General features: G+C 36.7%; 21 protein-coding genes. 15 read left to right on the top strand and 6 right to left on the bottom strand.

The genetic code is table 11. The annotated features are described in order from the left end of the window. Positions 1 to 85: 85 nt before the first annotated feature. The 12 genes from HQN83_RS14330 (at position 86) to HQN83_RS14275 (ending at position 13,078) form a co-directional block, all read left to right on the top strand. Positions 86 to 1,300: a hypothetical protein gene (locus tag HQN83_RS14330; RefSeq protein ID WP_173091023.1), complete on the top strand. Its 1,215-nt coding sequence runs from the start codon at positions 86 to 88 to the stop codon at positions 1,298 to 1,300. Positions 1,301 to 1,375: 75 nt separating this feature from the next. After that, a complete protein-coding gene (locus HQN83_RS14325; RefSeq protein WP_173091022.1) occupies positions 1,376 to 2,605 on the top strand; it encodes a porin family protein in 1,230 nt (409 codons plus the stop codon). Between the two features lie 83 nt (positions 2,606 to 2,688). Beyond that, a complete protein-coding gene (gene rpsF / locus HQN83_RS14320; protein WP_108205226.1) occupies positions 2,689 to 3,048 on the top strand; it encodes a 30S ribosomal protein S6 in 360 nt (119 codons plus the stop codon). After that, entirely contained in the window at positions 3,048 to 3,311 is a 264-nt protein-coding gene (gene rpsR / locus HQN83_RS14315; protein WP_084291565.1) for a 30S ribosomal protein S18, read from the top strand. Before rpsF ends, rpsR begins: the two co-directional genes overlap by 1 nt. 10 nt (positions 3,312 to 3,321) lie before the next feature. Then, complete coding sequence (gene rplI, locus HQN83_RS14310) at positions 3,322 to 3,765, top strand: 50S ribosomal protein L9 (RefSeq protein WP_173091021.1); 444 nt, start codon at positions 3,322 to 3,324, stop codon at positions 3,763 to 3,765. Between the two features lie 111 nt (positions 3,766 to 3,876). Beyond that, positions 3,877 to 4,605 carry a monofunctional biosynthetic peptidoglycan transglycosylase gene (gene mtgA / locus HQN83_RS14305; RefSeq protein WP_173091020.1) on the top strand — a complete coding sequence of 243 codons (729 nt, stop codon included), beginning with the start codon at positions 3,877 to 3,879 and terminating at the stop codon, positions 4,603 to 4,605. Between the two features lie 40 nt (positions 4,606 to 4,645). After that, positions 4,646 to 5,197, top strand: coding sequence for an RNA polymerase sigma factor (locus HQN83_RS14300; RefSeq protein ID WP_173091019.1), 552 nt, complete (start codon positions 4,646 to 4,648; stop codon positions 5,195 to 5,197). A 75-nt stretch (positions 5,198 to 5,272) separates the two neighbouring features. After that, entirely contained in the window at positions 5,273 to 6,355 is a 1,083-nt protein-coding gene (locus HQN83_RS14295; protein WP_173091018.1) for a FecR family protein, read from the top strand. Between the two features lie 46 nt (positions 6,356 to 6,401). After that, complete coding sequence (locus HQN83_RS14290; protein WP_246254511.1) at positions 6,402 to 9,755, top strand: TonB-dependent receptor; 3,354 nt, start codon at positions 6,402 to 6,404, stop codon at positions 9,753 to 9,755. A 10-nt stretch (positions 9,756 to 9,765) separates the two neighbouring features. Then, entirely contained in the window at positions 9,766 to 11,169 is a 1,404-nt protein-coding gene (locus tag HQN83_RS14285) for a RagB/SusD family nutrient uptake outer membrane protein (RefSeq protein WP_173091017.1), read from the top strand. A gap of 11 nt (positions 11,170 to 11,180) precedes the next feature. Then, positions 11,181 to 12,206 (top strand): isoaspartyl peptidase/L-asparaginase family protein, encoded by a 1,026-nt coding sequence (locus HQN83_RS14280; protein ID WP_173091016.1) that lies wholly within the window; start codon positions 11,181 to 11,183, stop codon positions 12,204 to 12,206. Next, positions 12,206 to 13,078, top strand: a complete 873-nt coding sequence (locus HQN83_RS14275) for a cyanophycinase (protein WP_246254510.1) — start codon at positions 12,206 to 12,208, stop codon at positions 13,076 to 13,078. Before HQN83_RS14280 ends, HQN83_RS14275 begins: the two co-directional genes overlap by 1 nt. 17 nt (positions 13,079 to 13,095) lie before the next feature. On the opposite strand, the gene HQN83_RS14270 is transcribed toward HQN83_RS14275, so the two are convergent. After that, positions 13,096 to 13,575, bottom strand: a complete 480-nt coding sequence (locus tag HQN83_RS14270) for an ABC transporter ATPase (protein ID WP_173091015.1) — start codon at positions 13,573 to 13,575, stop codon at positions 13,096 to 13,098. Between the two features lie 51 nt (positions 13,576 to 13,626). Here HQN83_RS14270 and HQN83_RS14265 point away from each other — a divergent pair, with 51 nt between their 5' ends. After that, positions 13,627 to 14,109: a hypothetical protein gene (locus HQN83_RS14265; RefSeq protein ID WP_173091014.1), complete on the top strand. Its 483-nt coding sequence runs from the start codon at positions 13,627 to 13,629 to the stop codon at positions 14,107 to 14,109. Here the strand turns inward: HQN83_RS14265 and HQN83_RS14260 are convergent. The 5 genes from HQN83_RS14260 to HQN83_RS14240 all read right to left on the bottom strand — a co-directional run bounded on the left by HQN83_RS14260 (position 14,072) and on the right by HQN83_RS14240 (position 18,372). Beyond that, the gene (locus tag HQN83_RS14260; protein WP_173091013.1) at positions 14,072 to 14,872 is read right to left on the bottom strand and encodes an MBL fold metallo-hydrolase; all 801 of its coding nucleotides are present in this window, start codon (positions 14,870 to 14,872) and stop codon (positions 14,072 to 14,074) included. The two genes, HQN83_RS14265 and HQN83_RS14260, sit on opposite strands and share 38 nt — an antisense overlap. Further along, positions 14,862 to 15,662, bottom strand: coding sequence for a (Fe-S)-binding protein (locus HQN83_RS14255; RefSeq protein ID WP_173091012.1), 801 nt, complete (start codon positions 15,660 to 15,662; stop codon positions 14,862 to 14,864). Before HQN83_RS14255 ends, HQN83_RS14260 begins: the two co-directional genes overlap by 11 nt. A gap of 30 nt (positions 15,663 to 15,692) precedes the next feature. Then, positions 15,693 to 16,988: a 4Fe-4S dicluster domain-containing protein gene (locus tag HQN83_RS14250; protein ID WP_173091011.1), complete on the bottom strand. Its 1,296-nt coding sequence runs from the start codon at positions 16,986 to 16,988 to the stop codon at positions 15,693 to 15,695. A gap of 69 nt (positions 16,989 to 17,057) precedes the next feature. Further along, positions 17,058 to 17,750 carry a uracil-DNA glycosylase family protein gene (locus tag HQN83_RS14245; protein WP_173091010.1) on the bottom strand — a complete coding sequence of 231 codons (693 nt, stop codon included), beginning with the start codon at positions 17,748 to 17,750 and terminating at the stop codon, positions 17,058 to 17,060. A 376-nt stretch (positions 17,751 to 18,126) separates the two neighbouring features. Next, complete coding sequence (locus tag HQN83_RS14240) at positions 18,127 to 18,372, bottom strand: hypothetical protein (RefSeq protein ID WP_173091009.1); 246 nt, start codon at positions 18,370 to 18,372, stop codon at positions 18,127 to 18,129. 193 nt (positions 18,373 to 18,565) lie between these two features. Between HQN83_RS14240 and HQN83_RS14235 the strand changes: the two genes are divergently transcribed. Beyond that, positions 18,566 to 19,726, top strand: a complete 1,161-nt coding sequence (locus HQN83_RS14235; RefSeq protein ID WP_173091008.1) for a TlpA family protein disulfide reductase — start codon at positions 18,566 to 18,568, stop codon at positions 19,724 to 19,726. 213 nt (positions 19,727 to 19,939) lie between these two features. After that, positions 19,940 to 21,595 (top strand): hypothetical protein, encoded by a 1,656-nt coding sequence (locus HQN83_RS14230; RefSeq protein ID WP_173091007.1) that lies wholly within the window; start codon positions 19,940 to 19,942, stop codon positions 21,593 to 21,595. Positions 21,596 to 21,635: the final 40 nt, after the last annotated feature.

Here is a 21,635-nt window from a genome sequence, read left to right as displayed (position 1 = left end):
ATTTTTTACGGAGCTGTATAGGAATGTGGGAAAATAAAATGTCTGAATTTATATTTATGTTTACGGCTAACAAAAATATAAACGTATGAAACGCTCTCTTTTAATCCTCTTTTGGGTTATTCCATTCCTGTCTATTGCCCAAACCAGTTACCGTAGCGGCTATTTGATAACCAACGCACAAGATACCCTTCGGGGCTTCATTAGTTTTAAGGAAGAATCTGAAAATCCAATTGCGGTATATTTCAGGTCATCCTTAGATGATAAAACCCAAGTATTTCCTTTAAAGGATTGCAAGGCCTATGTTGTCGAGAATTTTTATTCATATCGGCGGGAAACTGTCAATATAAGCATGAGTAAAGATGATCTAAATAGAATATCAACCGGAAGGGATACTTCAGCAAAAAATGATATAGTATTTCTAAGAATATTGCAATCAGGAGAAAATGCGACCTTGTTTATGTACAGAGATGATGTTAAGACTAGGTTTTACATTCAATCGAAAGAAGATCCTGTTCCATTGGAACTAATTAGAAACATTTTTTATACGGCCCCGGGGTTGGCCAAGACCGAGAATAAATTTCAAGTTCAATTATACCAGTTGATGCAGAAGTATCAGAAGAATCTGACACTTAAGGATGTAAAATTAGAATGGGCAAAGTATAATGCAAACGACTTAATTAAGGTTGTGTCTAAAATAAATAATCAGTCAGCTAGAGAATTTACGGTGAAAGATACCAGATTTTTTATAGGCGCAGGACTGAGTTTAACCTCTTTTGTATATAAAGGGAGCCACCCGTTGGCAAACGCCACGGCTGTGGCTAAAAAATCAAATAACCCGATAGTAATAGTTGGGGTAGATTATATTCCAAAGCCACTGATTGGTAAAATGGTGTATAGAGTTAATGCAACTTTATTTATGAGCAAAAATGAGATCTATAAGAAGAGCAGTAATTTAAAGCATTCTTTTGATGAGCTTACTTTTGGATTATCTCCTCAGATCATATACAATATTTACAACAGCCAAATGATTAAGTTTTATGCAGGAGCAGGGATATCAGCTAATGTATCAAGTTATAGCAACAATGTAATGTCTACTCTGGATCATGGTGCTGTCCCAAAAAAGAGCGAGGTAGATTTTAATGTGATTAGTTTCTTGCCAAAAATTACTGCTGGTTTTGTTGTGAATAAGAAGGTAGAACTTTCAGCTGGTTATTATGTAAATTCAACAACTACAGATTATCAGACATTTAGGGTTTCGGTTAGCCGTTTTACATTCGGAGTTCATTATTTGTTTAAGTAAAGACAAGCTGATTTATCGATAAGATATTTATAATTGAATTTATTTTTAGTTTTGTGCAAAAATCAAAATAGTTATATGAAACGCTCACTGTTAGCCCTTTTTTGGGTACTTCCTTTTTTGTCGGTTGCTCAATCAAATTTTCAAAAAGGATATGTGGTTACTAATTCAAAAGATACTTTAAGAGGATATATAGACTATAAGGAGTCTGCCTTGAATCCAAGCTCAATTAAATTTAAAGACAATCCTGAAAGTAAGCCACGAACTCTTACTATTGATGAATGCACAGCCTACTCAATTGATAGTCTAGAAAAGTATGAAAGATACATTGTTTCAGTTAGTACTAGTCGCGAAGAGTTGTCTAATATTTTAGTTGGCCGAGACTCATCTTTTAGGATTGATACTGTATTGCTTAAAGTGTTGAATCGTGGTAAAAACGTTACCTTGTTTTCCTACAAGGATGATATAAAGAAGAGGTATTATATTATGGATAAGAATGAAGTTAAGCCTGTTGAGCTTGTTCGTAATTTTTATTTCAAGCCAGATCAGCCGGGTAGGATGCTTACAGAGAATGTTTATGTTCGACAATTAAGGTCAAAAATGAGATTATTTATTGTTCCTGATCTTTTAGACGAAAGAATTCTCTTAAGGGTTAATTATGGAGATAAAGATCTCTTAAAGGTTATTTATAAGATAAATGACGAGCAGCCCGTTAAGTCAAAATTTCCTGCTTCCAGGTTTTTTGCAGGTACTGGTTTAAATATTAGTCAAGCGCGCTATAATGGTGGTCATTTACTTGCAGGATCTGATGCAAAAAGTAAAACCTCCTACATGCCATTAATCACTACAGGAATTGATTTTTTTTCAAATCCTTCAATAGGCAAATTGATCTATAGAGTTGAACTTTCGTTATTGATGAGCAAGAATGAAATAAGCAGCTCGGTACAACGACATTCTTTTGACCAATTATCAGTTGCAGCAACACCACAAGTGATTTATAATTTCTATAATTCTAATCGTATTAAAGTTTTCGGTGGAATCGGTTTTTCTTTAAATCTTTCGAGTTATAGCAATAATGAGACCGCTGTATACAATCCTTTTAAAATGCGTATGGACGTAACAAAGGATTTTGTAGACATGCAGAACTTTAATTTTTCCTATCAGGGAACGGCAGGTGTTGTCTTAAATAAAAAGATCGAAATTTCGCTAGGTTATATTGGTTCAGCGGCAATAACTAATTATACTTTTTACAGTGTTACTATGCAAAGGTACAAGGTTGGTGTTAATTACTTGTTCGGTAAGCATTAAGGGTTTTGATTTATAGAATTTTATTCCTAGATTTGCAACCCCGTATTAAAAGACGTGGATTAAATTAAAAACAAATAATAACAATGAATCAGTACGAAACTGTTATCGTTCTAACCCCGTTGTTGTCAGAAGAAGTTGCAAAAGAGGCTATTGCCAAATTTAGCAAAATCATTGCTGACAGCGGTGCCGAAATTGTTCAAGAGGACAATTGGGGTTTGAGAAAATTAGCGTATCCGATTGAAAAAAAAGCAAGCGGATTTTTCCACCTTACAGAGTACAAATCTTCAGGTGAATTAATTAACAAGTTGGAGTTAGAGCTTAAGCGCGATGAGCGTGTTCTACGTTTCTTAACTATAAGATTAGACCGTCACGCGGTTGCTTATAACGAAAAGAAACGCAGTGGTGCTTTTAACAAAAAACCTAAACAGGAGGTTGCAGGATAATGGCTAAAGATCAAATACAATATGTTACCGCTCCAAAAGTGGACGATAACAGAAAAAAATATTGCCGTTTCAGAAAAAACGGGATTAAATATATTGATTATAAAGACGCAAACTTTTTATTGAAATTCATCAATGATCAAGGTAAACTTTTACCTCGCCGTTTAACCGGTACTTCATTGAAGTTTCAACGTAAAGTGGCTCAAGCGGTAAAACGTGCTCGCCATATCGGTTTGTTGCCTTTCGTTGCTGACCAATTAAAATAGGAGCTGAGAGATGGAAATTATTTTAAAACAAGATATCAAATCCCTAGGGGAAAAAGATGATATCGTTTCTGTAAAGCCAGGATATGGCCGTAACTACCTAATCCCTCAAGGATTTGGACAGTTAGCTACTCCTTCAGCTAAAAAAGTATTAGCAGAAAACTTAAAGCAAGCTGCTTTTAAACAAGATAAAATTAAGAAAGATGCTGAAGGTATTGCTCAACGTTTAACTGACGTTAAGTTATCTATCGGTGCTAAAGCTGGTGAAACAGGTAAGATTTTTGGTGCAGTAAATACCATTATGATTGCTGATGCATTAAAACAACAAGGTTTTGATGTTGACCGTCGCCGTATCACTTTCGAAACTGAGCCTAAATTTGTTGGTGAATATGTTGCCAACTTAAACTTACACAAAGAAGTGAAAGTTAAAGTTCCTTTCGCGGTTGTAGCTGAGTAATCATCTATCTTCTGGATATTAAAAAGCGTCCCCATTTCGGGACGCTTTTTTTTTGCATATAATCTTGTAAGCAGGTTTTAAAATTATCGGCCTTTGCCTTACCTTTGACTGATGGCAAAGCGCAAACCGGCAACCGGTAAAACAAACTCAAAATCTCCCCTTCTTAAAAAAATCACAAATATTGTTACTAAAGTGTTTCTTTGGTTTTTAATGGTCACAGTACTTTGGGTGTTGATTTACAGATTTGTTAATCCTCCAATTACGCTGCTCATGATCCAAAGAAATATAGAGCGTAGCTCTGATGATAAGCCATTTAAAATGGAGAAAAAATGGGTCGATTTCGAAGATATTTCGGATAATATGAAACGCGCAGCCGTATCTGCTGAAGATCAACTATTCCTCAAACATATTGGATTCGATTTAAAAGCAATAGAGAAAGCTTTTGCTACCAACCAGAAAGGTAAAAAGATAAAGGGTGGAAGTACAATTTCGCAGCAAACTGCCAAAAATGTATTCCTGTGGCCGGGTCGCTCCTGGGTACGTAAAGGGTTTGAAGCTTATTTTACTTTATTAATTGAAATGCTTTGGAGCAAAGAAAGAATACTGGAAGTATACTTAAATGTAATTGAAATGGGAGATGGCATTTATGGAGCCGAAGCAGCAGCTCAATCATATTTTGGTAAATCCTGTAGTAAGCTAACTAAGTCCCAGGCAGCTTTAATTGCAGCCTGTTTCCCTAATCCGAGAAGGTGGACACCTAAAAAAGCTACTCAGTATATAAGACATAGGCAATTTCTTATTATGAAAAATATGAGAAGATTAGGTCCTTTAGATTTTTAATTTCCTAAAGCTTATAAAATCCCTATATTAAGCCTTGACTATGCTGTTCGAGGAAGATGTTAGAAGTTATTGGGAAAAAATGCGCCTTGGTGATAAACAAGCGCTCTTTGAATTGTACAATAACATGTACTTTCACTTAATTCGTTTTGGATTAAAAATTAATGCTGACGATGAATTGGTGAAGGATTGCGTTAATCAGGTGTTTCTGAATTTGTGGGATAAAAGATCTCGGTTGAATGCTGTAGATAACGTAAAATCATACCTCATGACTTCTTTAAGAAGGTGTATGCTCGATCAATTGGCATATACGGATAAAATGAATATGGCCGTTAGCAGAATGGGGGCTGAGGAAGAAAGTGCCGAGCTCTCATATGAGGAAATAATGATCGCAGTTCAGCAAGATGACGAGCTAAAACATAAGCTGCAACTAGCAATTAAACAATTAACCCCACGGCAAATGGAGTTGATACAGTTAAAATTTTTTGAAGGTTTAACCTACGAACAGATAGCCGAACGCAATTCACAAACGGTAAAAACAGCCTATAATACTATTTACGATGCGATTAAGATGTTGAAAAAACTCTTAAAGTAGTTGTTTTAGAAAATAATAAAGATTTCCTTAGGAAAAGCGGTCAATTCTTCCGTCTGTATAGTAAAAGTAATTACTATGATTGGGCTTAAAGATGATTTTTACATTGAAGAATTGATTTGTAACGAATCTTTTCAACAGTATTGTCTGGGTATTAGCCTTGAAGATCAGATTTTATGGAGTGAATGGATAGAAACGATTCCACATAGAAAAGCTGATTTTGAAGAAGCAAAAAAAATAGTCAATATATTAAACGTTAAACAAGGAAGCCGTTTAATTCAAATAAAGGAGTTAAAGGAAGGAATAAAAAATCGAAACGCCTTTGCTGAGAAAATTGAACTTAATAAAGAGGTTAAGCTTAACCCTAAGCCATCATATCTAAAATATACAATAGGTGTTGCAGCCGCTGTTTTAGCAGTTTTATTTTTATACTTCTATCTAAACCCCTATTCAAAAGATAAGGCTGATAACGATATTTCTGAAATTTTCTCATCCGGAAAGTCCGTTCGTAAAACGATAGTTCTAAGTGATGGAACAGTTATTACTCTGGCTAAGGAAAGTACAATTAAATTAGATAAATCATTTGATACTGGGAAAAGGGAACTATGGCTTACTGGTGAGGCATTTTTTGATGTAAAACATGACGCTACCCACCCATTTATTGTACATACCTCTTTTAATGACGTCAGCGTTTTAGGAACCACTTTCAATGTAAAAGCTTATCCTAATTCAAAAATCACCGAAACCTCATTAATACATGGAAGTGTTCGTGTAGATTCTAAAACCAACCCGGGTCATTTTGTGGTTCTAAAGCCTAACCAAAAGGTGATAAGTAGCAATCAGCCTGAGCGTGTTGATGTGTCTGCTAATAAAGAATATCAGGTTTCTTCGTTGCAAAATGATACGCTTACGAAGCAACCTGTAGAAACTAAATGGATCAGAAGCAGGCTTGATATTGATGACCTGCCCTTATCAGTTATTGCCCAGAAATTGCAAAACTGGTATGGTATAGAAGTTAAAATAGAAGATGACGAAGTAAAGGATTACAGATATTCAGGAACATTTGAAAATGAGACTATTGTTAAAACTCTCGAAGCTTTGCAATTATCCTATCCCTTTAAGTTTGAGATTAAAAACAATAAAATCACAATAAAAAAATAGCTGTAACCGGGCTATCCAACACAGAAAATAACCTAAACCAACAAATATGAGAAAATATGTACTTTTAGAACATTGTAGTAAGTATTCTTTAACCGACCGGATATTATTGAGTATGAAAATTACAGGATTTATCTTGCTTGTTTTATGTATGCAGGTTTCTGCCGCAGGGTTTGCGCAGCAGAAAATTACCATTAATGCCAGTCAGCTCAGCATTAAAGAATTACTAAAAGCAGTTGAAAAGCAAACAGAATACCGTTTTGTATATAGTAGCAATACAATTTCCGGTAATAATAAGAACTCCCTTAATGTTCAGGATGTATCACTAGATGAGGCAATGAGCCAGATCTTAAAAGATACTAAGCTTACCTATGCATTAAAAGAGAGCAATCTCGTTGTAATTTATCCAACGGCGTTAGCCAATAAAAAAGACATTGCTGTAAGTGGAAAGGTTGTCGACGATACAGGGTTTCCAATTCCGGGAGTTTCAGTTAAAGTGGTTGGCTTGGCAATTGCATCGGTAACAGATATCAATGGGGATTACAGCATACGTGTGCCAGATAACTCGTCCAGTCTGGAGTTTTCATTTGTAGGTTATGCAAAGCAACTTGTTAGTGTTGGCAACAGAAAAGTAATCAATGTAACGCTGAAAACTGATAGCCAGAATTTGGAAGAAATAACAGTAACAGGCTATACAAGTTACACCAAACAGCAATCTGCAAGTGCTTCATCTGTAGTGTCAGGTAAGGACATGAGTCAGGTTCCCCTTTCAACTTTTGATCAGATCCTACAAGGTAGAGTAGCCGGTTTACAGGTGTCCTCGGGTTCCGGACAGCCTGGTACCAGTGCTCAGGTAATTTTAAGAGGGATAGGAACAATCAATGGCAACACCTCGCCGCTGTATGTTCTAGATGGAATACCAGTTGAAGATGCTTATTTTCAAACGCTGAATCCATCAGATTTTGAAAGTGTAACAGTTTTAAAAGATGCGACTTCGAAAGCACAATATGGTTCAAAGGGTGCCAATGGTGTGATTGTGATCACCACAAAAAAAGGCAAATCAGGAAAAGTTCAGTTTAACTATAAATCTCAATACGGTATTTCTAAGTTAACCTCGCCAAAGTTTAATATGATGAACACTGCACAGAGATTGCAGTTTGAAGAAGAGATAGGACTTGAAACAGGATCAGAAATTGGACCTGGTTGGACATTCTCTAAAAAGAACCCTGAGTATGCTGATATGAGTTCTGCAGAAAAAAGTAGAGCAGACTTTATTTTGGATAGTATTGGAAAGATAAACACCGATTGGAAAGATATTTTCTTTAGAACAGGCAAGTTTACAGAACAACAGGTTGATGCAAGCGGAGGCAACGAAAATGTGCGTTTTTACAGCTCTTTAAATTACTATAAGCAAGATGGTATTGCAGTTAGGTCTGGTCTGGAACGTTATTCCTTAAGAAACAATGTAGATTTTAATGCAGGTAGGTTCTCTGCATCCATTAACACAAGTCTTGGGTATTCAGAATCCAGTTTTATTGAGCGTGAAGGATCAAGTAGAGGAGCTAATCCATTGGCAGCAGTGTATTATGCGCTCCCATATGAGTATCCGTATGCGTCTGATGGAACATTAGTACATTATGGTAATTCTGATGACTATGAAATCTATGACCAACGTGAGGGTAGTAATGCTTTAGAAAGGTTGTTAAATACAACTAATAAAACCAATCAATACAAAACAATATTAAGTGGTGCATTAAATTATAAAATAACCGACGATCTGACTGTTAAAACCAGACTAGGCATAGATTTTAGAGAATCAGCTGACGAACGTTTTATTAGACCTGATTCCTACTCCGGATCGAACGAAAACGGAGAAAAAGGAAGTTTTGGTGAAAACTTAAGACGTAATTTCTCTATGATCTCTACCTCAGGATTAACATATGCTAAGGTTATTGATAAGCACAATTTCGAAATAAGTGGACTTTATGAGATCACTAAGCAACACTTCAGAAGCTTTGGCTATACTGCTTATGGTATAGATCCAAGATTGCCTGAAACTCCGGCAGGGGCAACTCCAGGTTCTGACGAAAACTCTTTTATCCCTGAATTTAACGGAGGAAGAACAAGAAACGCACTGATCTCATACATAGCTCTTGGACGTTATACTTTTGATGATCGTTATACTGTTAATGCCAGTTACAGGTACGATGGATCTTCAACATTGCCTAAGAAAAACAGATGGCATGGCTTTTACTCAGTAGGTTTCGCATGGAATGTTAAGAAAGAAAATTTCCTTGCCAACAGCGAGTTTATCAACGATTTAAGGTTCCGCGCAAGTTATGGAACTACTGCGAGTCCATTTCCGGGTAACTTCACCTACCTGCCAACATTTGCAACCACTTCTTATGGTGGCAACAGCGGTATTTATCCTTTTGCTTACGGTAGTTCAAACTATGATTGGGAATATGCAAAAGATTTAAACATCGGTTTTGACCTTGATGTTTGGAATAACCGCATCCATTTGGTAACTGATATTTATAACAAAGAAACTGCAAATCTATTTTTAGATCTTCCGGTTTCGCTTACTTCAGGAGTTGGAGCACTGCCGTTAAATGCAGGCTCTATGCGCAACAGAGGTATCGAAACTGAATTAAGAGTAGATGTGATTAGGAATGAATCATTCAAATGGAATGTAGGGCTTAATTTTGCTTATAACAAGAATAAGATTATTTCATTGGCGGGATCTGAGGGTTTTGAGAAAAATACAACCGAAATTGTAAGAGAAGGATTGCCTTATGGATCACACTATGCACCTAAATGGGCAGGAGTAGATCCGAAAACAGGTGATCCATTGTATTATAATCCTGATGGAACTAAAACATCAGATTATAATGCTACAACAATGAGTGTTGCCGAATTTGGCAGTCTTTATCCACCGTTTACAGGAGGGTTTAATACTTCTTTAACCTATAAAGGAATTAATTTAACTGCGCTGTTCAGCTTTGCAAATCATGTGTATAGGTATAATAACGAAGATTATTATAATGAAAATCCAAGTTTTGGAACCAGCGGACAATCGGTAAGAATGCTTTATAACAGGTGGAAGAAAGAAGGTGATAATGCTCTTTTACCAAAGTATGATGCCAAAAGAAGCTATTCATCAAAAGACATTCAGGATGCTTCTTACATCAGACTTAGAAATGTGAACTTAAATTATTCATTACCAAAATCATTGTTGGCAGGTACTAAATTTATTAGTGGTGTAACCGTATTTGCTCAGGCAAGTAACCTTGTTACCTGGACTAAGTGGAAAGGCTTTGATCCGGAGGACAACAATGGAGAAGCTATGTTCGACTATCCAAATTCAAGAACATACACTTTTGGTTTAAATGTTAACTTCTAATCGTACAATCATGTTAAAATATTATAGCAATAAACTTTCTCTTTGTGCCATTTTTCTGGTGGCCTTTTTGGCAGCTTCCTGTACCAAAGAACTGGATTTGAAACCATCTGATACAATTGATGATTCAAAGGCTTTTCAGACGGTACCGGATCTTAATGGCGGTTTAATTGGAGCTTATGCTTCTCTAGATGCTACTACAATAACCAATGTATCTCTTACCTCTGATGAGTGCACTTTGCCAAGTGAAAATAGTACCGGTCGTGGCGTGGCTACTTATCGCTGGCAGTACGATGGCAGCAGTGGTACAATTACAGCAGGCTGGGAAAGCAATTATATCTCTATCGACAGGGTAAATAGAGTGCTTGCTTATGTGGATAAGGTAAAAACGAAACCATCAGAAGGGGAAGTTAAAAATCAATATAAGGGAGAACTATTGGCATTAAGGGCATATTGCCATTTTGAGTTACTTAGAAACTTCGCATCTAAATATGAAGCTTCTGCAATGGGTGTTCCGTATATGGAAGAATCTAAAGTTTCTAATCCTAGCCGACTAACTTTTGCAGAAACAATAAGTAAAATTAAAGCTGATCTTTTAGCCGCAAAAGGTTTAATACCATCAGATTTTGATGACAACACAAGAATCACACTTAATGCGGTTTCTGCAATACAAGCCAGAGTTGCATTGTACGAAAAAAATTGGGATGATGCCCTTAAGTATAGTACAGAAGCAATCAATGCCGCGCCTTTAGCAAGTATTGATGACTTTGCAGATATCTGGAAAGATGGAACCGACGACGAGGTAATTTGGAAACTCAAAAGAGTAACAGGCGATAGTCGTTTGGGTGATTTCTACTATGATATCAAAAACATCGTTGTATATGCACCTGCATTTGAGTTGATAAACACTTTTGATAAAGCAAATGACGTTAGATATTCGGCGTACATAAAATTTGATGACACACGTGGTGCCGGTAAGTCTAAATACAGCGTAAACAAATATCTTGCAGGAAGTTCGGGTTTACCAAATCTTACAGATGTAAAGCTTTATAGGACCGGAGAGATGTATCTGATAAGAGCAGAAGCTTATGCTGAGAAGAGCAATCTTTCTCTAGCAGCACAAGATTTAAATGAACTTAGGAAAGCAAGGATTGATGGTTATAATGATGCTGCGTTTGCAGATAAACAGGCTTTATTAACGGCAGTTGTTTTAGAAAGATACAAAGAGCTTGCTTTTGAAGGCCACAGATTTTTTGATCTTAGAAGAAACAACTTGCCAATTACTCGTGAACCGGCAGATGCAATTAATGCTTTAGGAGCTACAAACTTGTCCTCAACAAATAAGGAATATGCTTATCCTATTCCTAATGCCGAAATTAAAGCCAACTCTAACGTTAAACAAAACCCATTATACTAAACTCAACACCCATGAATCTTAAGCTTAAATATTGTTTTTCTATTTTAATGCTGCTCGCATCTTTAAACTTACAGGCACAAAAAAAATATGTACTTGTTGTACATGGCGGTGCCGGAACAATTTTAAAGAAAAACATGACTCCTGAAAAAGAGGCAGCATATACGGCTGCATTAACCAAAGCTTTACAGCAAGGTTATGATGCCATAAAATCTGGAAAAACAAGCTTAGATGCTGTTGAGGCTGCGATACATGTGCTTGAAGATTCGCCATTGTTCAACGCTGGAAAGGGAGCTGTTTTTACTCACGATGGTAAAAACGAAATGGATGCTGCTATTATGGATGGTAAAACGTTAAAAGCAGGAGCTGTAGCCGGAGTAACCATAATCCGTAATCCAATTACTGCTGCCAGGGCAGTAATGGAAAAATCTGAACATGTAATGATGGTAAGCAGGGGAGCCGAACAATTTGCAAAGCAGGTTGGGGTAGAGATTGTGGATCCTAAATACTTCTATACTAAAGAGCGTTGGGATGGGCTTCAGCAAGCTATAAAAGAAGATTCAATAAAAACCGTACTAGATCATGGCAATAAAAAATCCATGAAGCTAGGAACCATTAATAGAGATTATAAGTTCGGTACCGTTGGTGCTGTGGCACTTGATAAAATGGGTAACCTCGCTGCGGGAACTTCAACAGGAGGCATGACAAACAAGAGGTATGGAAGAGTAGGTGATTCGCCAATTATAGGTGCAGGTACCTATGCTAATAATTTAACTGCAGGTATCTCTTGCACAGGCTGGGGTGAGTTTTACATCAGAAGTGTTGTGGCTTATGATGTTTCTGCAATGATGGAATATAAAAATCTTCCTGTAGCTGATGCGTCAAAAAAGGCACTTGATAAAATGGAAAAACTTGGTGGAGACGGCGGATTAATAGCACTTGATAAGAACGGAAACGTGGCAATGCCTTTTAATACAGAAGGAATGTATAGGGGTACAGTAACCGAAGATGGTAAAATAGAAATATTGATTTATAAATAATGATCTTGAATATATTGTATAAAACAGTGCAAAAGCAGGTTCTTGTTTTTGCACTGATGTTGATTTCATGTGCTTCAGTAGCACAGCAAAAAGCCTTGCCAAAAGGAAGTTTGTTTATAATTGGTGGTGGCTCACGTTCTACTGAATTGGTGCAAAAGCTGATTAAAACAGCAAATATGACGGCTAAAGATTATATGGTTGTTCTGCCGATGTCTAGCGGTGATCCAGAGGGCTCTTTTGAAGCCATTAAAGGCGAACTATCCGCTCAGGCAGCAAATAGTATCGGATACCTTAATTTTACTGCTAAGACTGCGAATAACAAGCAATGGCTTGATTCTTTGTCGAACGCAAAACTGATTTTTATTACTGGTGGCGATCAAAGCCGTTTTATGAAGGTTGTATTAAATACCCCTATCTATAAAGCTATTCATGATGCTTATACCAATGGCGCAACAGTGGCAGGAACAAGTGCCGGGGCAGCGGTAATGAGTAAATACATGATTACCGGTAATCAATTGGTTGGCGATACAGCTTATAGTGCAACCTTTAATAAACTGCTTGATAAGAATATCGAATTTGAGCAAGGTTTGGGTCTTCTTACTTCGGTTATCATTGATCAGCATTTTGTTAGAAGAAGCAGATATAACAGATTGATCTCTGCTTTGGCGGCGCATCCAACTTTTGACTGTGTAGGTATCGACGAAGGAACGGCAATAATTGTAAAAGGAAAAAAGATTGAAGTTGCCGGCGAAAGTCAGGTATTAAGGATAGCTGATCCTAAAAACTTAAAAAACACAAAAACCGGACACATAAAAATGGAGAGCCTCCGTTTTAATATGTTTACAGAAGGAGATGTGTTTTACGTTAAATAATTGATATTGAATGCTGGTTACAGTAAATGTGCAAACACTTTACTGTGCCAGCTTTGTTCAAATGGTATTTGCCATTTGGTTTCAAATTCCTGTAAATTTTGTACAAGGTTGTTAAACACAATAGTTTGTGGCCCAATTGCTTTAATATTTACCAGGGTTTCAAAATCTTCTTTATTGGTTACAATAACTTTGTCGTTTAACTTGTAAGCCATGTTAAACCTATCGAATAGATCAACGTTATATTGTTGTTCAATTTCTTTGATAATTCTTACAGATGAGTCAATGGAACAGCCGGTCACACCTGCTGAAGCTTCATCTACAAAAAATACAATGAAGAAATCGTAAAGTATTTCAGCCTTCGCATTTAGCTGGTGGCCATGCGCTTTCCATTGTACAGTAAATTCATTTAACCTTTGCTGTATCGCCTGTCCCTCGTCATTCGTGAATGCGCGGTTACTTTGGTATATCCAAACTTTCGATTGTGGAGAAAAACTCATAGGTCAAAAATACAAAAATATTTAAATTGAAGATGCTAAATACTTATCGCCATGAAAAAGTTTACATTAAACTTGAAAATATGCATCACACTGACAATGTGCAGCATTTTTATGGCATTCTCCAATATTAAACTGCTTGATGAACAGATAACTTATATTCAACAACTGCTTGTAAATCACTATAACGAGGAACCTGAAATTTCACAAATAAAGCATTATGAACTCAATGTTACTAACAGTGGTTTTTGCAGATACAAGCGATTTTTTAAGAGCGGTAAAATTGAATATTTCTCCTTCAATTTGATAAAATTCAGAGATCTGGACTATCAGAAAACAGACACAACCGGAGCATTGTTTTTATACACCAAAGGCGATGATGTAATAGTGCAAACCTATAGCGATAGGAGTGAGGAGGACGTAGATAGTATGGCCGATTACATGTCTATTCCTGTAAAAAATATAGAGGCCAACGACCTTACAGAGTTAACTGAGGCTATTAAAAAGATGAATGCTCGCTTACTTGCTCGAAAATAGTATACACCTCAGTTTCTACAAATCTTGAGGCTACAACAATCTCAACCTCACCGGCATGCTCACTAAATAAGGTATGCACTAAATCCGGATTGTTGTTGTCTTTTGATAAGTGTGAGAGCAACAGGTGGGTCATATGTGACGGCCTATGGTTTACAAAAATATCCAAAGCCTGCTTGTTCGATAAGTGACCTTTACCACCGCTAATGCGTTGTTTTAAGAAATATGGATAAGCACTTTTGCTTAAAAGCTCATCATCATAGTTTGTTTCAAGAAATGCCGCATGACATTGTTTAAAATGAAAAATAAGCTGATCGCAGGCTGCGCCTATATCTGTAAACACCCCAACTTTGGTACTTCCATGCGAAACCAAAAAGCTATGTGGTTCCGAAGCATCATGTATTTTAAGAAAACTGGTTACTTCAAGGGCGCCAACAGATATAGTTTGAGTGCTAGACAATGGTCTTATCAAATCCTCGCGGACATTGAACCTGCAGCCATTTAAAGTGCCTTGTGTAATGTAAACAGGCAGATTGTATTTGGCCGATAGGGTAGAGAGCCCACGAACATGATCTGTATGTTCATGAGAAATGAAAATTGCCTTAACATTACTCATCGATAAACCCAAGCGCAACATTCGCTTTTCAGTTTCCCTGCATGAGATACCGGTATCAACAAGAATTGCTTCCTCTTCGTTTCCAACATAGTAGCAATTTCCATTGCTACCAGAATTTAAAGAGGCAATATATAGCTTGTTACAAGCCATTTGCGCGGACTGTAATTTCAGCAATATCTAAAACCTGTACATTTTGGTCCTGATCTTTTAGTTTCACACCATCACTTATCATTGTCATGCAAAATGGACAACCTGCAGCTATAATGTTTGGTTGAGTTTCAAGAGCCTCTTCAATGCGTTCAATGTTAATGTCTTTAATCCCTTTTTCAGGTTCTTTAAACATTTGTGCACCACCTGCACCGCAACATAAGCCGTTAGATTTGCAGCGTTTCATTTCAACAAGCTGTGCATCCAGAACTTCTAGCGCTTTACGAGGAGCTTCATAAACGCCGTTTCCGCGACCTAAATAACATGGGTCATGGTAAGTTATCTTTTTGCCCTTAAAACTCTCTCCGCCCTCTGCTTTTAGCTTACCCTCGTCAATTAATTGTTGGATTAACTGGGTATGGTGGATTACTTCGTAGCTTCCGCCTAAACCAGGGTACTCGTTTTTAATAGTATTAAAGCAATGCGGACAGCCGGTAACTATTTTCTTTATGTTGTAAGCATTTAGAACTTCAATGTTGGTCATAGCCTGCATTTGAAACAGGAACTCATTTCCTGCGCGTTTTGCAGGATCGCCTGTGCAGCTTTCTTCCGTACCTAAAACAGCGTACTTTATGCCCACATGATGTAGAATCTTGCAGATGTCGCGAGTGGTTTTTTGTGCTCTTTCGTCATAACTGCCTGCGCAACCTACCCAGAATAATATTTCGGACTCTTCGCCTTTAGCTATCAATTCTGCCATTGTAGGCACTTCAAAATTTAGTTGCTCGCTCATCTTTAAGCTATAATAGATTTAATATTTTAGTTAACTTTCTTTTGCCCAGTTAAACCTGTCGGCCGGAGAATATTTCCACGGGGCACCATTGTTTTCAATATTGCCAAGCATTGTATTGATGCTGGCCGGCGATTGAGACTCTTCCATTACCGCATATCTTCTAAGTTCGGTAATAATTGCAAGAGGATCTATGTTGATAGGACAAGCCTCGGTACATGCATTACAGCTGGTGCAGGCCCATATTTCTTCTCTGCTGATGTAGCTATCGATAAGAGATTTGCCATCATCAAAACCGTTTCCCGTTTTGTCGATGTTCTTTCCAACCTCTTCCATTCGATCTCTTGTGTCCATCATTATTTTGCGAGGTGAAAGCAATTTGCCCGTAATATTTGCCGGACAAACGGAAGTACACCTTCCACATTCTGTGCAAGTGTAAGCGTTCATCAGGTTTACCCAGGTAAGGTCGTTTACGTCTTTGGCGCCAAATCGTCCTGGTTCAGCCTCTTCTGGTGTAAATGAAGGATCAAGCATCGCTTTTACCTCATTAGTAACACTTTTCATGTTTGTAAACTCGCCCTTAGGCTCCAAATTGGAGAAGTAAGTGTTAGGGAATGCAAACAGGATGTGGAAGTGCTTAGAATAAGGCAGATAATTTAAAAATGCAAGTATTCCAATGATGTGGAACCACCAGCAACCTCTTTCTATGGCAACAAGAGCTCCCTCAGAATTTGGTAAAAGATTTTGTAAATATTGACTTATCGGAAAAGCTCCTGCGTTGGTATAGTGATGTGCTCCAAGAGCCTGAAGTTTTGCATCTGCTGCGTTCATCAGTAAGAAAGCAGTCATTAACAAAATCTCAGAAATTAGGATGTAATTGGCATCAGATCTTGGCCATTTGGTCATTTCCACCCCACTGAAGCGCTTAAGTTTAATCACGTTTCTTCTGATTAAGAAGATTGCACAACCAAGCCAAACACCAAAGGCTAATATTTCAAATGAGCCAATTAGAAAATCATAAATAAAACCCAGACCGGAAAATATTCTGTGCGATCCGAATATTCCATCTATCAAAATCTCTAAAACTTCGATATTGATGATAACAAAGCCAGCGTAAACTATTAGATGGAGAAAAGCAGGTATTGGTCTGAAAAACATCTTTGTTTGACCAAATGCTACTTTGAGCATCGTCATCAACCTTTTTTGAGGCTGATCAGATCTGTCGGCCGACTTACCTAGTTGTATATTTCGGATAACTTTTTTGATATTATAGCTAAACAGGGCTATTGCGGCCAGTGTAATTGCTATAAATATGATTTGTGCTATCATTTGATTTTCTATTAGTGTTGCTAAGTTAAAAATAAATCTGCCAAAACAAATTGCTATGCATGCATAAAATTAGAATTTTTCGAATGCATTAAGGTACTTTTTGATGTAGTCAGATTTGTTTTTTGATTTGTATTGCATTATGTATCTGGGGTGTTCCAATGCAATGATCTCTTTAAAGTATTGTTTTTCGTTGTTGAGTTTTCTTAAAAATGTTTCATTTTTTCCTGTTCCAAAACAAAAACAAATGTCAGTTTCGAAGCCAATTGCGATTTGCTTCTCCAGATTTTCAATTATAAATGGGTAAGCTGCTTTTAAAAGTTCAGCATTATCATAATAATTGTAATTAACTTCTTTGCTTTTTGCGCTTTTAATAGTGAATCCCAGTGGGCACACAGAGTGGATGTAGAATTTGCTGTAAAATTCTTTAATCCCCCCGTAAGCGGCAATCATTTCATAGATGTATTCTGATGAAGGTTCATGTGTCATCTGTCCCGAAAATGAAATGTCGCATTTGCCAACCATTCTTTTCGGATCGGTAAAAGAAACACCTGTCATGGCTGAGCCAAAACGGCCAGGATTGATACCTAAGATAAGGTGTCTTGGTTCGTTATCGTTATAATATTTCTTGTAAAAGGTAGATGAACAGGCCAGAGCTAGTGGATTTTCCTTGTAAGGATTCATTATCCTGATGTTGTTTGGAAGGGAACCACTAAAATCCAATTGCTTATTAAATTCGATAATCCTGTCGGCAAAAGTTGTCATGCCTGTAAATATAGGGAGGGATTGAGTGTTTTGTGTTTTTTAATTTTAAATCTGTATATTGACTATTATTCTGAAATCATATCAGATTTTCAGGATATCAAAAGCTGGCCAGCTGCGAAAAATTTGTGCGCCGAAATGGAGGCTTATAAAATCAATTTTCCCTAATCTTTAGACTTCAATAGAACCCTAATGGGGTTTCGGGTTAACTCTATAATTTAGTCGCGTCTTTTAGGACTTGTTTAGGACTCTCGTTCGCCCTTCGTTCGGCCAGAGACGAATGATATTCAAATGAAAGGCGATTTAAGGGCGAATATGAATAAGCATCCAGTAAAATAGAGATAAAAGTCCTTTAATAAGCAGAGAAAAATGCGATATGTTAAGCGTTTAACTCATAAAACCTACTGTCTTTACTGTTTCCAATAAAGAAGCCCAATTTATCGGGTTTCGCTTTGATTTTTAGGGATAATGAACGAACTTTTTTCTTGAAATCGACCATTACAACTTCTAAATCCTGATCTTCAGGAATATTTATAAAAATGTGATTCCGATCGTCGGCAATTAGCCAACCTGGATAGTTTTGTCTCAAAAGCAAATCGATCCATTCTTTTTTATACGCGTTCATAGATACAAAACTAGAGATTTACTGCAATTCACAAAAATTGAAGTGTTAATTTTTGTAAAAAATAGAATTTTCTGGTTCGGAACAGAAAGTTTTGGGATTGTTTTGAAAACTAAATAAATAGTTTTAAGTTAGTACTAAGCTTTTAGTTCTTTAAAAAAGATCATTCACGGAATTTTATTGGGGGTAAACAATTATGAGATATTTTTATTTATTCATCTTGCTAATTATAGCATCAAATGCCATTTCTCAAGACCAGGCCTATACAATTAAAGGTAAAGTTGTAGGCAAGTACGCTGTTAAGAATGCCTTGTTTTTTGATCGCCAAATGAAATTGTTGGGTAAAGTGCCAATAAAAAATCAGGAATTTAGCTTTTCAGGAATCTATAGAGAAACGGATTCTATAGGTCATTGGCCTTTATGTTACGTTTATTGTGCCAACGCCGATACAGTTACAGGTGCAGATATTAGCCTATCTCGTGTCATTTATTTTGAACCAAATGTGGAAGTAGTGTTTAATTCAGGGAGTTTAAAATACTCAGTGTCTGGAGGGCCTCTAAATGAATTTGAAAATACCTTTATAGCGCAAGGTGATTTTTACAACAAAAAGGCTGATAGCATTCAGGGGGTTATCGATAAGACAGATATTGGAGAAGAATTGAAAAAACTGGATAAGAAAATTGTTAGACTGCGTTATATGAAAATAGCAGATAGCGCTAATTTGGCATCCGTTTTAAAGAATACGAGTTCTGTGGTAGCACTTAGTCATTTTAGGCTTTCCTCTTTAATAGGAGGGTATTCTCCAGGGGAGTTAAGAGAATACTTTAATATGTTTTCAGAAAAACTAAGAAATTCAGGTGGAGGTAAGCAGATAAATAAATCAATCGCTGAAATGGAAAAAGTGACTAAGACCATTTATCCTACAGCTCCTAAGCTTAGCAAAAATGACACGATGTATGATTTTTCCTTGAGCAATGTTAACGATGAGCTAATTAAAAGTACCAATGTTTTCGGGAAATACACTTTGATAGATTTTTGGGCTACATGGTGTGTGCCATGTAGGGAAGAAACGCCTAATTTGAGACAGGCTTTTGATAAATATAGTGTCTTAGGGTTTAAAATAATTACTATTTCAATAGATAAGGAGGCTAACGACAAATTGTGGCGGGCTGTAGTTGATATGGATAAAATGCAAAAGTTTGTAAACCTAAAAGATCCGAAAAAAACGATTTCCGAAAAATTGAATATCAAAGCAATTCCTTCCAATTACTTGGTTGACGATAAAGGAAAGGTAGTAGCAAGTAATTTGAGAGGTGCAGAACTCGAAATTAAATTAAAGGAGCTTTTTGAAGAATAACTGTTTTATTTAGTGTTAGAAAGGTAATTCTTTTCTCGATTTCGTTGAAAAATTATTTTTTAGTGCGCCAAGTTGTGAACAGCGTAAGATAATTTTGGAAAACGCCTATAAATCAGGTACTTTTAAGTGGCTGGTGTTAAACGAATAATAGGGAGCCGAGCAAAAGCGTGTGGAATGAACAGCAAAAGGGATCACTCTAAATTAACATGACTTATGTGTAAACTATCCAGTGTTTTTCTAATGGTCATCATTTTTGTTCAGTATGGATGTCGCTCTTATACTTTTAGTAAAGGCGGGAGGGTTGAAAGTAATTTTATGACCTATTACTTTAATGACAGCTTAAAGGTCGGAGCAGTACTTTACGGCAATATGCCATTAGATACAGCAAATTCAGGAATTGGAACTTCACTTACTAATCTGCATCATTTGGATAAAGAAGTTCTTAAGAAATTTCATATTAATAAATCAGATGCTCTTTTGTTTTCTTTTAAGGGAAAAGATAATGCTACTTGTAGTGTTATAGGTTTAGTTCGAAATTCGAGTGCCATGCAGCTCTCTGATTACAAAAATGCTAAAGAAGGTCAGACCTTTTTTCTGGTTAAAACAATACAATATAAAAATCGGGATGCTTATGAAGGGTTAATCCGCATAGATCAGAACAGATTTTTATCAATAATTTATTATCTGCCATCCGAGAAGGCCACAGGCAGGGTAGAGGAATTCAATACGATCATGTTGTATAGTGCCAAACGAATAAAAGAGGGGCAAAGCATGTTGTCTGTATTAAATGTTTTTGAGGATGCGGAGGAATTGTTTAGTGACCATGGCTATTTGACGCCTTTTAAGTTGATTGAAAGGCGAGGTAATTATGGCGTGAGCAATTTCACAGATCAGGCCTTAGCAACTTACTATTCGTTTTGTGGTGATCTTGATCTTGCAAATAAAGCATCAGAGGCTTTTATGGGTATTAAAAAGGAAAATCTAGATGCTAAGGATTTGGCACCTGCAGCAGCAAGAATACTTAGTCAAACAGTTAACAAGCAAGTGGTGATGTTTAATACCGCTCATCACGTGCCTCAGCATGCTTATTTTCTTGGTGAGCTTTTGGATAGGCTTTATAAACAGGGTTTTACTTATTTGGCACTCGAAGGCCTTGGTGATACCTCAACAGTAATGAAGAATGGGTTCGTTAGTTTTAATGATGGAATTTATATCCGGGACCCTGTGTTCTCAAACCTGGTCTGTAAAGCTAGGGCGATTGGATTTAAAATTATTGGGTATGATACCGATTCAGACGACCGAGAAGAGGGACAGGTTCAGAATATTGTAGATCAGTCGCTTAAATTAAATAAAGATTCCAGGGTTGTTGTGCTGGCAGGGTATGCCCATATTCAAGAAAACTCAACGCCAAAAAAAATGGCAGCTTTTTTTAAGGAGATGACCGGAATAGACCCTCTTACAATTGATCAGACTACATTGATGACAAGCTCATGTAAGAGTTTGGAGACAAATAATATGGAAGATGTTTTCCTTTATTCAGGTGAAGATTTAAAGACTGGAACTGATCTGGTAATCTGGAATAACATAAATATGCAAAACAAACCAATAGGTTTTCCTGCAACTGGAGAGGTTAAAGGGATTAAAATTGATATTCCGGATTTATCGTCTAAAAAAGACAGTGTAGCAGCGTTTTCGATTTATAACCATGCAAATTATGTAATTGATTCTACCGTAACGCCCATTTTTGTAAAAGTAATTCCTACTAAGAAAAATACATTTCCAATTAAAATTGGGAGAGGTAAGTATTTAGTAAAGTGTTTGGGGTATGATAAACGACTGCTTTATAAAGTTGAACTGATTGTAAATTGATCCAAAAGAGTTTTTAAACACTTCAAAAACCGCTTTAAAA

The sequence above is a fragment of the Pedobacter foliorum genome, assembly GCF_013266735.1.
GTDB classification, from domain to species: Bacteria; Bacteroidota; Bacteroidia; order Sphingobacteriales; family Sphingobacteriaceae; genus Pedobacter; species Pedobacter foliorum.
The sequence above is the reverse complement of the archived record's forward strand: the minus strand, read 5'-3'. Positions and strand labels throughout refer to the sequence as shown.

Excerpts from the sequence above, each read along its gene's own strand:
- HQN83_RS14270 (WP_173091015.1), bottom strand. The coding sequence starts at position 13,575 with ATGAGTTTTTCTCCACAATCGAAAGTTTGGATATACCAAAGTAACCGC.
- mtgA (WP_173091020.1), top strand. The coding sequence starts at position 3,877 with ATGGCAAAGCGCAAACCGGCAACCGGTAAAACAAACTCAAAATCTCCC.
- HQN83_RS14295 (WP_173091018.1), top strand. The coding sequence starts at position 5,273 with ATGATTGGGCTTAAAGATGATTTTTACATTGAAGAATTGATTTGTAAC.
- rpsR (WP_084291565.1), top strand. The coding sequence starts at position 3,048 with ATGGCTAAAGATCAAATACAATATGTTACCGCTCCAAAAGTGGACGAT.
- rpsF (WP_108205226.1), top strand. The coding sequence starts at position 2,689 with ATGAATCAGTACGAAACTGTTATCGTTCTAACCCCGTTGTTGTCAGAA.
- HQN83_RS14235 (WP_173091008.1), top strand. The coding sequence starts at position 18,566 with ATGAGATATTTTTATTTATTCATCTTGCTAATTATAGCATCAAATGCC.
- HQN83_RS14255 (WP_173091012.1), bottom strand. The coding sequence starts at position 15,662 with ATGAGCGAGCAACTAAATTTTGAAGTGCCTACAATGGCAGAATTGATA.
- rplI (WP_173091021.1), top strand. The coding sequence starts at position 3,322 with ATGGAAATTATTTTAAAACAAGATATCAAATCCCTAGGGGAAAAAGAT.
- HQN83_RS14230 (WP_173091007.1), top strand. The coding sequence starts at position 19,940 with ATGTGTAAACTATCCAGTGTTTTTCTAATGGTCATCATTTTTGTTCAG.
- HQN83_RS14280 (WP_173091016.1), top strand. The coding sequence starts at position 11,181 with ATGAATCTTAAGCTTAAATATTGTTTTTCTATTTTAATGCTGCTCGCA.
- HQN83_RS14240 (WP_173091009.1), bottom strand. The coding sequence starts at position 18,372 with ATGAACGCGTATAAAAAAGAATGGATCGATTTGCTTTTGAGACAAAAC.
- HQN83_RS14275 (WP_246254510.1), top strand. The coding sequence starts at position 12,206 with ATGATCTTGAATATATTGTATAAAACAGTGCAAAAGCAGGTTCTTGTT.
- HQN83_RS14245 (WP_173091010.1), bottom strand. The coding sequence starts at position 17,750 with ATGACAACTTTTGCCGACAGGATTATCGAATTTAATAAGCAATTGGAT.
- HQN83_RS14285 (WP_173091017.1), top strand. The coding sequence starts at position 9,766 with ATGTTAAAATATTATAGCAATAAACTTTCTCTTTGTGCCATTTTTCTG.
- HQN83_RS14260 (WP_173091013.1), bottom strand. The coding sequence starts at position 14,872 with ATGGCTTGTAACAAGCTATATATTGCCTCTTTAAATTCTGGTAGCAAT.
- HQN83_RS14300 (WP_173091019.1), top strand. The coding sequence starts at position 4,646 with ATGCTGTTCGAGGAAGATGTTAGAAGTTATTGGGAAAAAATGCGCCTT.
- HQN83_RS14290 (WP_246254511.1), top strand. The coding sequence starts at position 6,402 with ATGAGAAAATATGTACTTTTAGAACATTGTAGTAAGTATTCTTTAACC.
- HQN83_RS14265 (WP_173091014.1), top strand. The coding sequence starts at position 13,627 with ATGAAAAAGTTTACATTAAACTTGAAAATATGCATCACACTGACAATG.
- HQN83_RS14325 (WP_173091022.1), top strand. The coding sequence starts at position 1,376 with ATGAAACGCTCACTGTTAGCCCTTTTTTGGGTACTTCCTTTTTTGTCG.
- HQN83_RS14330 (WP_173091023.1), top strand. The coding sequence starts at position 86 with ATGAAACGCTCTCTTTTAATCCTCTTTTGGGTTATTCCATTCCTGTCT.
- HQN83_RS14250 (WP_173091011.1), bottom strand. The coding sequence starts at position 16,988 with ATGATAGCACAAATCATATTTATAGCAATTACACTGGCCGCAATAGCC.